Here is an 11816-nt window from a genome sequence, read left to right on the forward strand (position 1 = left end):
CCGACCGGGCTCTCATCGCTGGATTCGGCGGAGAATCGTTGCGGCGCGGCCCGAGAGCAGCGCGATCCACTCGGGGCGAACTTCGTGCGGGAAGTTGGCGCGACGGCGTTCCGGCTCGGTGGCGAGGTCGGCGAGAAGCGCGATGATTTCCGGGAGAGACTCGATCGCGGAAATCTGATGCTCGACGAGCGTCGCGATGCGCTCCGCGTCTGCGACGGCATGGCTTGCGTGCGTGTCGTTGAAATAGCGGCACGACTTCGCGATTGCGACGCCGTGCGCCGCCGAGGCGCGGGCGTTCGCGATGAGTTCCGTAAAACCTCCGATTCGCGGCGCCAGTACCGTTTCGGTAGCCAATACGGGCGCAAAAACGCCAGCTTGGGCGCGTGCGGCCGACTCGCGGATCGCGATGCGAGCCGCTTCATTGTTGAGCGCCGTCGTGCAGGACAGATGTTCCATCTTCGTTTCTCCCGATGTGGGTCGTTTTGAAGTGTCTTTAATGCTACCGAAACGGTAGCTGTAGCGCAAGCGAAAACTTACTTTCTTGCGCGCGTTTCTCAGGCTGCTTTCAATTCGCGCGCACGGAGCCATCCGCGGGGCTCGAATACTGCGCGAAGCGCGGCCTCGACTTCGGTCTCCAGTGACTTGATGACGGATCGCGCCTTGCGCGCCGACTTCTCGGTGGTGCTTAGCGATACCTGGCATTCAAGCGCGATTTGCGGGAGCGACTTCGAATAGGTCTCGCCGAAATCAAATTCACGGAGGAGAAGCTCGCGAACGAGAGCGTCGCGGCGCGCGATGCCCGGATACGTCCGCGTCAGCAGATCGAGCGCGTCCTCTCGCTCGACGCCGAGCCCGTCATAGGTCCCGGTGACGTATGCGCGCTGTGCTTCGTTGAGGGTCGCTTCGACGACCTGAATCACCCATGTCGCCTCTGTGAGCCGATCCGTCGCGCTCAGGCGATCGGTCGAGCTACTCGCGGCGGTCTGAATGCCGTAGGACGCGACCTTCACGCCCGACGCGGCGCGGACCTCGTAGACCTTTGCGAGCGCCTGATCGACGCTTTTGAACAGCGGGAATTGCTTAAGAGGCTTGCTCTGCATTGCGGCTTCTCCAGTGTTGGCGGTACGAATCAGAATTCACGTATTGCTTGCATCGCTTGCGCATCAGGCGGTCTTTCGCGCATACCGATTCGTCGAAAAACTCCGTTTGTCCGATCGCCCAAACGCACCCTTTGCAGGTTCGCGCCTCGGCGCGGATCAGGGCGATAAGTGGGTTCCCGTAGTCGGCGCGCGTCGCTTCAGCGCTTTGAAACTGGCTCATCGTTGCCCCGCGAAGAGGTCCGGGGCCGCGCGAACGGGCTTCACCATGCGATCAGTCCCGGCGTCGAGCTTCGGGAGGTCTTCGACGACGAGGCCGTCGTCTTTGAGCTCTCCGACGCGACCGCATACCGACTGGATCGGCATGTCGAAGTGACGCGCGATTTCGTTTCGGCTCATCGCTCGCGAGGGGTCGGCGCGAAGGTGGTTCAGGATTGCGAGGCGCTGTCCCGCGGCCTTCCCGGATTCCTTGTGCGCGATCAGCGAGTCGACGCTAGTCGAGGCAATCATTGCGGCTCCTTCAGGGTTGCTGCGAGGGTTGGCTCAGCGCTCCGGCATTGCGGGCGCGGAGAAGCGCGAGCGATTCGGAGAGCGACGCGCGAGAGGCTGGCGACGGCCCGCGCTTCTCGTCCTCATTCGGCAAGGTCATTTGCGGTGCCGCGGATTGGATCGCTCGCGGTGCGGGCGGCTTGCCTCCGTTGTCGATCGCTGCGCGGATGCGTGCATGCCATTGCGCGTCAGATTCGCCGCGGAGTGCGGGGCCGACGCCGACCTCATTCGCCTTCGCGAGAGCGCTCTCAGGCGCGAGCCACCATGCGCCGCCGCTCTTCTTCGTGCCACGCATCGGCCCTGCCTTGCGAACCCAGTTGCGCCACGTCGCGGGCCAGTCGGTGCGCGACGCATCCTTGCCGGATTTGGCGGTCCAGTAGTCGCGGAACTTCTCGGCCTCGAAAAGCGTGTGTTGCACGGACCATGCGCCGTCTTTCCATTCGTCGAGTTCTTCAGCGAAGCGGGCGGTCGACGTCGTCGTCCAGTCGAGCCATTCCGTCTTCAATTCCCAGTCCGAGGGCAGGCGCGAGCCTCGCGCCGTACTGACTGGTTCAGTTAAACCTTTAGGTTTAACTATGACTGGTTCATGTCCGGCAGATTTCGCCGGTTGGTTTTGCAGTTTTTCGCCGTCGGCGAAATCTGCCGTCGGCGAATTCTGCCGGTTGTTCTTCGGCTTTTCGCTTGCGGCGAAATCTGCCGGTTGCTTCTTTCTCTTCGTTTTGAATTCTGCGGCCGGTTTTTGGAGGTTGAGGTAATACGCGTCGCTCGCGTTCGTGCCGTCCGGACGCTTGCGAGCGCAGCGCGTCAGGTAGCCGTTTGCTTCGAGCCATACGAGGTGATCGCGGACGGTCCGCTCGCCTTGCTCGGTGTACTCCGCGAGCATGCGTTGTCCCGGCCAGCAATAGCCGTCCTCGTCTGCGAACTGGGCGACGCCCATCAGCGTAGCCTTACGCCCCGCGCTCCCGGTCTTCTGATTCCATGCCCAGGCGAGTGCGTCAAAGCTCATGCGCTAGCCTCCGCAAGTGATGCAGCAAAGGCTGCGGCGCGCTCTTTTCGGCGAGCTTCGCGCTTGCTCTCGGCAGTCTCGCCGATCGGCTTGCGCATCGACGCGGCGTCGACATGAAGGCCCGTTAGTCTTTTCGCCGCCTCGGCGATCGCGCCCGCGAGTGCTTCGCTTGGGCGCTTGCGCCCGTGCGCAATGTGTTCAAAATATTCGAAGGTGGTCCCGGCGAGCCCGCACACTTCGCGCGCCTTTGGGGTGCCGACCTTTCTCCAAAACTCGATCGCGGTGAGCATCAAATTAGCCTCCTTGTTCAGCTACCGAAACGGTAGCTTATCAGGATAGGCGTGCGGTGGCGAGCAAATGATGCTACCCCATAGGTAGTTTCAAGCCCTACCGATATGGTAATCTGGCGCTTGTCGGATGTAACAACGCAATCAAACCGGGGAGTAGCAAAGTGGAAAACCAAGAAGCTCGAATCAAACAGATTCGTCGAGAGAACTTTCTTTTCCTATTCGATCAGTTCAAGGAGCGTGTTCGCCAGACGCTTCCTTCTGAGCCGGATCGCGGCATGCTGAAGCGCTTTGCTGAGCAGCTTGGTATCTCTGATAAGTTCGTTTCACACATCAACACCGGTCGCAAGCCTATCGGCGACAAGTCCGCGCTAAAGATCGAGGCCGCAATGGGGCTTCCGCGTGGTTGGATGGACGAAACCCATTCCGAGGAGTCGGCTGAGACCCTGTCGCCGATGAAGCAAGAGGTCGTCGCGATGGTAGTCGAACTGCTGAAGAGCGGTAGCGAAGAGGGCGCCGCCGAGGTTATGAAGCTCGTCCGGGAGAAAATGACTGGCGCGAAAAAGAGTTAATGCGCTTTGCATGCAAATTTTATTTTGAGGTGTTGGTTAGGTAACAAAATGTTTCTGCGTAGTGCTACCATGTCGGTAGTTGTTTTGTGAGTAGGTCACAAGCAATGTTCGATATGGAGCCGTGAACGTGATAGAAAAAGCAGTAAGCTTGGGGGCATCCATCCAAAATGTAGGGAGCGCATACCCCATCCTGGGGTGCGCGGTGGACGGGCCGGGTCTTTCCAAGGTGGGGCAAGAAACTGTAGGGGATTTGGTTCGCATGCTCAGTGCGATCGACGAGAGCGACGTCCCTGAAATTCACAATTTGGCTGCAACTCTGACGCGCGAGCGAAGTCGAGGAGGTTCCTCCGGGCTTGCTTGACGTCTCCGATTCACTCCAATACGATTCCGCTATCGTTTCGGTAGCGGAAGACGCGCGTTTCCATCTTCTGAAAGGGCCGCTACGGTAAAACCGTCGCGGCCCTTTTTGCTTGTTGCGCCTCAGCAACATTTATCCAATCGTATGAAGAAAATCCAGATTTAGGGGTTTTCACCTAAAGTAGCCGTAATGGCTACCGAAACGATAGTTGAATTTGTTAAATATTCGGTAGCCGTACATCTTTGGGAAAGGGGTTGAGAATGAATGTAACGCAGGTCGCGCGAGTGGTTCATGAGGTCGAACGCGCATATCGGACGTCGGTCGGCGAGGTCGACGTTCCGTCGTGGGAAAGGGCGTCGGCGCAAGCGCGCGAGGGCGCGATCTTCTCGGTTCGCGCTGTCGCTGGGGGCTTCATGACGCCCGAGTCGACGCACGAACAATGGGTCAAGGAAATGACGCGTCTCGGATGGACGCGAGGCGATGTGCTCGACAAGAATGCGAAGACGCATCCGCACCTGATCGAGTACGCTGCGCTCCCGCGTGAGGTCCAGACGCGAGACGCGCTGATGGTCGCCGTCGTGCGTGGCGCGCTCGGAATTCGTGAGCCTGAGAACGACGAAGAGGCGGAGGCCGCGTGACGGTTCGGCAGATAGTTTCGGGGCTGAAGGCGGACATCGATCGGCATGTCCCGAAGCTCCACGTCCACGCGCCTGACCTTGGTGACGCGCTTGCTACGCTGAATCGGGCTGATGCATGGCCCGACGGCGTAGAGGTCAGCGTAAAACAGGCCGTCGAGTGTTGGCGCGTCGTCCAATACGTTCGCGAGCTTCCGGGGCCGCTCAGTGAAGCATTCAAGCTGTGAGCGTCGTCGTAGAGGTTGAGGAGATCGTCCCACCGACGAAGCCGCCGTCGACGCATGCCTCAGAATCGGAAGAGCCCTCGGGCGATTGCCGACAATGTCGGTCCGCCGTCGGGCTCTCAGGGTATTGCGTGGTTTGTGGGATCTTTACGGCGCGGCCTTGCATTCGCCGCCTGCCTGGCCCATACAGCGGAGTTCGCATGCCTTGTCGTTGTACGCGCATTTGGCCAGCGCTGCCGCATCTGCGGCGACGGTAGGCGTAGGGGCGACGGCGCGCGCATTTACGAGCGCGTCGAGGCAAGCGTTCCAGCCAATGCGAAACTCGATCGACTTCTCGTAGCGGTCCTGCGAGTCGCGGAAGTAGTCATGCGCGTTCGCGACCAGATCCCCCTTCGAAAGGATCGCGTCGAGCGCGGCCGATGCGCGCTTCGCATCCTCCAGCATGTCGCCGGTGTCCAGGTTGCTGTCGATCTTGTTGATCAACTCAAACAGCGCACTTTCGAACGGGAGTGTCTCGTTTCGCGGCGCTGCCGCAGCAGGAACGGCGGGAGCGGCGGCGATCTGCTCGGGCTCGTAGCGGCAGCATATATCGAAATCGTGATTCGGGAATTCGCCCCATGCCAGGCAGACGTCACAGTCGTCGTTGTCCTGCTCCGGGTGTTCTGTGCAACGCGGCGGTCGGTGCTCGACGTTCGTCTGTACGGTTCGGTGCGTGACGATTCCAGAGACGACGCTCGTGACTTCTTCGCTCCAGCCGTCGTCCAGATACCCGTCGATTGCCGCTTGGTGCGCCTTGTCGCGCGCCTCGTCGGTGTCGAATTCCTCGTACCCGCAGTCGTTGTCGTAGACGAAGTGCCGCATCGGCGCTTGCGCTGCATCGGAAGGGAAAGTGGGCGCCGCGGTGTCGCGCTCGCTCAGATGCTTTGCCAGCACGCACGCGAAATCTGCCGCGAGCCGTTGCTTGATATAGCGTTGGAAGTCGTGACGGCGAAGGCGCTTCGCGAAAAACTCAGCGATGTAGCCGCGTCCACCATCGCTAGTTTTCAGGTCGTGCTCGCCAATGTGCGTCTGGTTCATGTTGCTTCTCTCGGTTATTGGTTGCGGACGGTGACAGACCAAACGCGAAGCGCTCGGCGGTGACTGCAAGTGACCTTCTTCTTCCGGTAGTGGTAGGCGACTCGAAGCGCGTTCAGCTCATCGCTGAAGAGCGCGACGAAGCCGTCGGCCCGAATCTCTACAAACGTCGGTGCGCTTCCGGCGACCTCGGTCAGTGTGTTCAAAAGCACGGTCTTCGCATCACGCATAAAAGCTCCCATAATGGTAGTTTTACGTCTGCGAGGCAAAGATACCAATTTGGTAGTCGTCATGCAAGCCGAAATGCGGTGTTTCCGTGACTTGCGCTACCGAATAGGAGGGAATTTTAGAAAAGCGCTTGACGCTTTTACGGGGTTCCAATACCATTCAGCTACCGTAACGATAGTCTATCTGAACGGTTCTTCTCTCTCGGTGCAGGGCTCCGGGGCCGCTTCCTGTTGTGGGGAGCGGCCCCTTTTACTTGAGAATGGGGGATCGTGCAGCGAGGTAGGCAGTTACGCAAGGAATGCCGCGTCTGAAAGCCGCATCGTTTGGCGAAACGTAGAAACGCCCCTTCGGGAATGGTTGTCGGCCCCGTCATTGCGTCCGGTCGGCGCTCTGCTGACGCGAGCAATGCGGCAACCATCCCCGAGGGTTTCCGGCAGTAAAGCGGCGTGAGAGCTACGCCGCGAACTATTGAGCGACGCCAGCACGGGCGATTAGTAAATGCGTGCGCTTCTATGGAGGGGCGTCGATGAAGAGATAGGAAGCCGCTAACGCGGCGCATTACATGCGCGATCGCGCTTGATGTGAAAAATCAAGTTGGCCCGTCTGTGTGTCGGGCTATCCGGTCCCAACAGAGCGCGCTCTAGTGAATCAAGTAGGCGACGACGCTACGCGTAGGCGTTCTCGGGAAAAGGGTTCGCAATCGATGTTTGCGGGATGCGGGACGTAGAGGTAAGTGAGATAGCGGGGGCTTCCTGCAAGCCCGCGAGCGGCGCTGAGCCCGTCGCCCCCGCAAGTCTTTAAACAGAATTCAACCGCGAGGAGCGGAACCGATGCCGCTTCTTCTGTTTTTGCTGTGCGCGCTGTGGACTCCAGCGCTCGCGGCTCCCGGCGAATACGAGCGCGAGGCGCCGATTCGCCGTTTCTACCGGACCAATAAGCCGACCCAAACGGAGTACGGCTAGGTACGCAGTAGCCTTTAGATTATGAGAGTCCAGTAAAGATGAAAAAGCCCGTTGCGAAATCGCGCGGGCTTGTTTGCTTTCACGCATGGCGACTGATTCGGCGCGGAAACGGCTGATCGCTACTCCTCCATCAGTCGCCAATCGTGAGAGCAAGTCGCCCGTTTCGGCGGGCTTCTCACGCATGGCGGTGCTAAAAGGCTGTCGAGACCAACTCCGGACTAAATGCCGCGAGTCGATGGCGCCTAGCTGACGGGAATACTAGCCGCGCTTTGGTCGGCGCAACGGTCAGTCGCCAGTCGTGAGGATCAACGCGGGCTTAGTTCAGTGGAAGAACGACAGCCTTCCAAGCTGTATGTCATCGGTTCGATCCCGATAGCCCGCTCCATATTTAAGCCGCGCCCGCTCCCGTTCATCGGGGCGGGCGCTTTTGTTTCCTCGGTCATGTTCGACATTCGAGTCACGGCAGACGTGAAGAAGCTAGCGAAGGATTTCAGCTTCTTCGCGCAAGGGCAAATCCCGTTTGCGACGGCGAAGGCATTGAACGCCGTCGCCGAGCGCGTTCGCGACGAAGAACGCGCAAACATGCTCAAGGTCTTTGATGGGCCTACGCCCTTCACGATCAACGCCGTCCGAATCAAGAAGGCAACCAAGGCGAAGCCCGAGGCGACCGTCTTCGTGATGGACAAGACGGCTGAATACCTGGAGCCGTATGAAAACGGCGGCTTGAACAAGCTCAACAGTCGAGCGCTGCTGAAGCCGGTCAAGCAGAAAGTCAACCAATACGGGAACCTCCCGGCGCGAGCGCTTCAGCGCTTGAACGCGCGAAAGGATGTCTTCGTCGGCAAGGTCAAGACGAAGAACGGCGTCGTAAATGGTTTCTGGCAGCGCACGAAGGTGAAGCGCGGCAAACCGGGCGGATTGAAGCTCCTCGTCAAATTCGAGGACGCGCACGAAGCAAAGCAACGCCTCAACTATCGGGCGGTCGCCAAGCGATCGGTCGATGCGGGGTTCAAACGGGAGTTTCTGAAGGCAATGGACGCGGCGCTCCAGTCGGCGCGTTGAGAGACCGGGAGAGATATGAATCGAATGCGAGCGAAGTTTGACCCCTTCCTTCAGTGGTTGGGGCGTCAGGTTGCAACGTGTTTTAAGCCGTGGGCGGGAGTCGCGTCGAATGCCTAAGTTGATTCAACGCGTTTTTGCGCCTCGCCAGTCGGGCAAAACGACAGCCGCCGCGGCGCTAGTCATCGGCTACCGCGAGATCGGAATCCAAGCGGCCTACATCGCAGAAAAGGAAGTTTGCGCGATTGGCGCCGCAATGCGCCACGGGATGCCGAGGGCATCCGCGTTCGGATGGTCGCTGGAGCTTCTGAGTTCAGGGGTTCTCGACAAATATCAGGCGATCGTCCTCGACAACGCGGAACGGCTGCGCTCGATCGAGGGCGACGCGCTCGACCTTCTCGCGCAGCGCTATCGGTCGCGTGAGGCGCCGTCGCCGACGATCATCGGCTTCTATTGCGGCGAGCCGCCTGACGAGGGAGGCCGCGGCAATGCAACGAATTGAAGTCGCCGGTCTCATCGGCTCGGCTCTCGACTACTGGGTCGCGCGCTCGATCGAGATGCGCAAGCCCGTAATCGTGGTCGAGAGCAACGGCGCGAGCGAGTGTCTCGTCGAGGTCGACGGGACGGTATTCGAGACCTTCGCGCCGTCGGCTGACGAGGACCTTTGCGACAAGATCGTCGGCGCTTCGCCGGTTCGCCTGATGCGGATCGGAACGCCGATCGGTCCCGCATGGGCCGCGCTCACGCCGACGGGGTTCCGGTTCATTTCGGTTAGCTGGAGGGTCGCCGCGCTTCGTGCGCTGGTGGCCCTCCGCTATGGTGCATTCGTTTTCGACGAGGTCGACACATGACAGACATCGAACTGATGCAGCGCGCCGCGAAGGCCGCGGGCATCAAGCTGGACGTATGGGAGGACCATCGCGGCGACGGTACGAAAGACATCAAGCTCCGTTTCGCCGGGGCGCCACATGCCGCGTTCGATCCGCTAGCGTCCGATGCTGACGCCTTTCAGGTGCTGATCGGCTCGGGCGTCCGCGTGCTGGTCAATGACCATACGGTCGTCGCGGACGCGGGAGCGATCCTTTTCAACTACCACTACACGGGCGACCGTGCGGCGGCGACGCGCAAGGCGATCGTCGAGGTTGCGGCGGTGCTGGTGTGACCGGCGTCGCGACGTTGACCGTCAGCGGCGCGGTCGTCGGGCGCTTGCAGTCGTTTTCAGTAACAACGCAGAAAGGTGTTTTGCTGATGTATGGCGATGGCGTCCAAATGGTCGAGCCTGGTGGAGCGGTGACGCTCAGTTGTCGCGATGGTCGATGGGCAGTCTATTCGGGCGCCGCTGAGAAGCGCGAGCGCCGTCGGGCTCAATGGAAGGATGAACAGTCGCGCTACGGGCGCAAACGATAGGGGATCGTCAAATGAAGTTGCTCGTTAAGTTTCATTGGGATTGCGGTCGTCAGGGTGAGGTCGACGGCCTTTTCGTCGTCGAGAAGGACGTTCTCGAAAAGGCATACGGGAAGGAAGTCTACTTCGGCGAAATCCTCGGCAAGCATTCCGAGGTCTCCGGGACGCTCGACCGTGGCGACATTACGGTCAAGTCGGAAGATCAGGACTTTATTGCGAAGGTCGAGGAGTTGCTCGGCTCGCATTTGAGCGGTTACGACCCGTTCGACTATATGCAGGAAGACGAAGACTCGGAAGACGAGTCGGACGAAGAATGAGCGCGGCGCCAGGGTCCGAGCCGATCGCGGCGCGATTCCGGCTGCGCTTCGAGTATCTCGGTCCGAATGAGGAAATCGTCCGGACTGAGCATGTGTACGGAGCGGATCAGTTTCTCTCGCTCCAAAACGCCGAAAGCGCCGTCGCGAAGAAGGCCATCGAGCTTCAGGAAAAGATCATCAACGCACTTCGCGAGGACGGGACGATCCCGCCTCCGAGCAACGTCATCAAAGTCGATTTCATACGGGGGAAGCGAGTATGACCAACACACAAGGAAGCGTGTGCGGCGCTTGTAACGCTTGCGAGGGTGAAGAGCCGACGTTTGGCGAGTTGATGGACGCATCGCCCTCGTTTGCGGCAATGATGGATCTCGTCAATCAGTCGATCATCGCGTCGTTGATGCCGCTGTTGAGTCCGCCGAAGGTTCTCGATTCGTCGATGCTCGACGCGTATGTCTATTCTGTGTCTGCGGTCTTCGGGACCGGCTTCGAGCGCGAGCGCAACATCGAAATCTGTACGCGCCAGTGGGGGCGGGGACAGCCGGATCGCCTTTCTGACGCTGACCTCGCATGGATCGCGAGCGCCGCGCTCGAAGACGCCGAGAAGGAGGCGCGAGCCGAAAACGCAGGCCGGGACGCGGAGCGCCGAGCGCTGGACGTCGAGATTTTCCGTCGGGTGACCGGTGTCTTCGCGTCGTGGGTGCGCTATCCGGACGAGATCATCCGCGCATGGGCTGAGCGCGCGATTGAACTGGCGTGGGCCGAGGCGATCGTCGAGAACGTGCAGCGCGAGCGTGAGAAGAAGATCGCCGCTTGTGTGGGCTATTTCAAGCTCCGCGACTATTCGTTCTTCGACCTCCTCGACGCCGACACGCTCGACCGTTGGCATTCGGCTATTTCGCCGTTCCCTCGTATCACCTCATGACCTCGCCGCCGTCGGGCGGCTTCTACGGTCACTCGGGAAGCATGCAGAACTATGCGTGAGCTTCGGCTTTGCGCTGATGCGTTGCTTCCCCTCTCTCGCATGGCGATTCCGACGCACGGCGAACACCCTCGCGACGTCGGAGGTAAATGAGTTGGTCGACAGGAGTCGCCAGTCGAGAGAGTTAAATCCGCGCGACCGCGCACATATCTACGGAGAGCGCCTGATGTTCAAGCTTGCCGCTTTGCTCATGTGTTGTGCGATCGCGCTTCCGGCGCACGCCGACGGTTTGCGCGATTCCGATCAACATGAACTGCCGACGCATAAGTCGTGGGGCCAGTGGCACGACACGCTCGACGTCATCGAAGACCCTTCGCACGGCGTCGTGTGCTACGTGGCGCGTCAGAACGACAGCCACGCAATGCAGATGCAATGCGTCAAGGTCAAGCCGTGAGCGGCTTTCTCGTCTTCGAGGCGATGAGCTTCGCTCGCTTCCGGCATCGGGAGCAGAAGCGCAAATACACGGGCGCTCCGTACTTCGATCACCTGGCGGAAGTCGCGGGCATCGTGGCAACGGTGGATAGCTCGCCTCTGACGATGGTGGTCGCATGGCTGCATGACGTCATGGAGGATCAGGGCGTTACAGAGGCCGCGCTGATTGGTCAATTCGGTTGGCCGGTGGCGGAGGGCGTCCGGTGGCTCTCCGACATGGAGAGCGGGAATCGCGCGGAGCGCAAAGCGGCGTCTCGCGAGCGATTGGCTCGGGCGCCTGACTGGGTGCAGACCATCAAGTGCGCCGACCTCATCAGCAATACGGGGAGCATCGTCCAGCACGATCCGAAGTTCGCGGTCACCTATCTCGAAGAGAAGCGGCTGTTGCTCGACGTTCTCACGATGGCCGATCCGCGCCTTCGCCGGATCGCGCGCGAACAAGCCGAGGCGTAGGTTATTTCCCGGTTTGCTGTAGTGCGATGCGGCCTCGCTTGCCAACGTTGATTAGCTGGTTGCGTCGTCCGCAATGCGGGCAGAAAACATAGATGCCGAAGTCGTCGATACCGATCTTCTCCGGGTAGAACGGGAATTCGTGTCGGCATCGGATGCAAAGCCAGTTCATAGCGCCTCCTT

Annotated in this window: 20 protein-coding genes and 1 tRNA gene; 13 read left to right on the forward strand and 8 right to left on the reverse strand. The window is 60.2% G+C overall.

The features are described 5' to 3' along the window. Positions 1 to 12: 12 nt before the first annotated feature. The 6 genes from HV773_RS03915 to HV773_RS03940 all read right to left on the reverse strand — a co-directional run bounded on the left by HV773_RS03915 (position 13) and on the right by HV773_RS03940 (position 2942). Positions 13 to 456: a hypothetical protein gene (locus HV773_RS03915; RefSeq protein ID WP_175194239.1), complete on the reverse strand. Its 444-nt coding sequence runs from the start codon at positions 454 to 456 to the stop codon at positions 13 to 15. A gap of 98 nt (positions 457 to 554) precedes the next feature. Next, positions 555 to 1100: a hypothetical protein gene (locus HV773_RS03920; RefSeq protein ID WP_175194241.1), complete on the reverse strand. Its 546-nt coding sequence runs from the start codon at positions 1098 to 1100 to the stop codon at positions 555 to 557. Further along, positions 1081 to 1320 carry a hypothetical protein gene (locus HV773_RS03925; RefSeq protein ID WP_175194243.1) on the reverse strand — a complete coding sequence of 80 codons (240 nt, stop codon included), beginning with the start codon at positions 1318 to 1320 and terminating at the stop codon, positions 1081 to 1083. The genes HV773_RS03920 and HV773_RS03925 overlap by 20 nt, the downstream gene beginning before the upstream one ends. Beyond that, positions 1317 to 1607, reverse strand: a complete 291-nt coding sequence (locus HV773_RS03930; protein WP_175194245.1) for a winged helix-turn-helix domain-containing protein — start codon at positions 1605 to 1607, stop codon at positions 1317 to 1319. Before HV773_RS03930 ends, HV773_RS03925 begins: the two co-directional genes overlap by 4 nt. A gap of 10 nt (positions 1608 to 1617) precedes the next feature. After that, positions 1618 to 2652: a helix-turn-helix domain-containing protein gene (locus HV773_RS03935; RefSeq protein WP_175194247.1), complete on the reverse strand. Its 1035-nt coding sequence runs from the start codon at positions 2650 to 2652 to the stop codon at positions 1618 to 1620. Then, positions 2649 to 2942: a hypothetical protein gene (locus HV773_RS03940; RefSeq protein WP_175194249.1), complete on the reverse strand. Its 294-nt coding sequence runs from the start codon at positions 2940 to 2942 to the stop codon at positions 2649 to 2651. The genes HV773_RS03935 and HV773_RS03940 overlap by 4 nt, the downstream gene beginning before the upstream one ends. A gap of 161 nt (positions 2943 to 3103) precedes the next feature. Between HV773_RS03940 and HV773_RS03945 the strand changes: the two genes are divergently transcribed. Next, a complete protein-coding gene (locus tag HV773_RS03945; protein WP_175194251.1) occupies positions 3104 to 3511 on the forward strand; it encodes a hypothetical protein in 408 nt (135 codons plus the stop codon). Positions 3512 to 4129: 618 nt separating this feature from the next. Beyond that, the gene (locus HV773_RS03950) at positions 4130 to 4507 is read left to right on the forward strand and encodes a RyR domain-containing protein (protein ID WP_175194253.1); all 378 of its coding nucleotides are present in this window, start codon (positions 4130 to 4132) and stop codon (positions 4505 to 4507) included. Between the two features lie 368 nt (positions 4508 to 4875). On the opposite strand, the gene HV773_RS03955 is transcribed toward HV773_RS03950, so the two are convergent. After that, entirely contained in the window at positions 4876 to 5805 is a 930-nt protein-coding gene (locus tag HV773_RS03955; protein WP_175194255.1) for a hypothetical protein, read from the reverse strand. Between the two features lie 14 nt (positions 5806 to 5819). After that, complete coding sequence (locus tag HV773_RS03960) at positions 5820 to 6032, reverse strand: hypothetical protein (protein WP_175194258.1); 213 nt, start codon at positions 6030 to 6032, stop codon at positions 5820 to 5822. 828 nt (positions 6033 to 6860) lie between these two features. Here HV773_RS03960 and HV773_RS37230 point away from each other — a divergent pair. From HV773_RS37230 to HV773_RS04010, 11 genes are all read left to right on the forward strand, one after another. Next, positions 6861 to 6992, forward strand: a complete 132-nt coding sequence (locus tag HV773_RS37230; RefSeq protein WP_281365245.1) for a hypothetical protein — start codon at positions 6861 to 6863, stop codon at positions 6990 to 6992. Positions 6993 to 7302: 310 nt separating this feature from the next. After that, positions 7303 to 7377 (forward strand) — tRNA-Gly (locus HV773_RS03965). A gap of 83 nt (positions 7378 to 7460) precedes the next feature. Continuing rightward, on the forward strand, positions 7461 to 8054 hold the full coding sequence (locus HV773_RS03970) for a hypothetical protein (RefSeq protein WP_246282188.1): 594 nt from the start codon (positions 7461 to 7463) through the stop codon (positions 8052 to 8054). Positions 8055 to 8172: 118 nt separating this feature from the next. After that, positions 8173 to 8553 carry a hypothetical protein gene (locus tag HV773_RS03975; RefSeq protein WP_175194262.1) on the forward strand — a complete coding sequence of 127 codons (381 nt, stop codon included), beginning with the start codon at positions 8173 to 8175 and terminating at the stop codon, positions 8551 to 8553. After that, positions 8540 to 8902 carry a hypothetical protein gene (locus HV773_RS03980; protein ID WP_175194264.1) on the forward strand — a complete coding sequence of 121 codons (363 nt, stop codon included), beginning with the start codon at positions 8540 to 8542 and terminating at the stop codon, positions 8900 to 8902. Before HV773_RS03975 ends, HV773_RS03980 begins: the two co-directional genes overlap by 14 nt. Then, entirely contained in the window at positions 8899 to 9213 is a 315-nt protein-coding gene (locus HV773_RS03985) for a hypothetical protein (protein WP_175194266.1), read from the forward strand. Before HV773_RS03980 ends, HV773_RS03985 begins: the two co-directional genes overlap by 4 nt. 256 nt (positions 9214 to 9469) lie before the next feature. Continuing rightward, positions 9470 to 9772 (forward strand): hypothetical protein, encoded by a 303-nt coding sequence (locus tag HV773_RS03990; RefSeq protein WP_175194268.1) that lies wholly within the window; start codon positions 9470 to 9472, stop codon positions 9770 to 9772. Then, complete coding sequence (locus tag HV773_RS03995; RefSeq protein ID WP_175194270.1) at positions 9769 to 10032, forward strand: hypothetical protein; 264 nt, start codon at positions 9769 to 9771, stop codon at positions 10030 to 10032. Before HV773_RS03990 ends, HV773_RS03995 begins: the two co-directional genes overlap by 4 nt. A gap of 98 nt (positions 10033 to 10130) precedes the next feature. After that, positions 10131 to 10694 carry a hypothetical protein gene (locus HV773_RS04000; RefSeq protein ID WP_175194272.1) on the forward strand — a complete coding sequence of 188 codons (564 nt, stop codon included), beginning with the start codon at positions 10131 to 10133 and terminating at the stop codon, positions 10692 to 10694. Positions 10695 to 10749: 55 nt separating this feature from the next. Next, a complete protein-coding gene (locus HV773_RS04005) occupies positions 10750 to 11145 on the forward strand; it encodes a hypothetical protein (protein ID WP_175194274.1) in 396 nt (131 codons plus the stop codon). Then, positions 11124 to 11636, forward strand: a complete 513-nt coding sequence (locus tag HV773_RS04010; protein ID WP_175194276.1) for an HD domain-containing protein — start codon at positions 11124 to 11126, stop codon at positions 11634 to 11636. The genes HV773_RS04005 and HV773_RS04010 overlap by 22 nt, the downstream gene beginning before the upstream one ends. Positions 11637 to 11816 lie beyond the last annotated feature (180 nt).

The sequence above is a fragment of the Paraburkholderia caffeinitolerans genome, assembly GCF_902859945.1.
Taxonomy (GTDB): domain Bacteria; phylum Pseudomonadota; class Gammaproteobacteria; order Burkholderiales; family Burkholderiaceae; genus Paraburkholderia; species Paraburkholderia caffeinitolerans.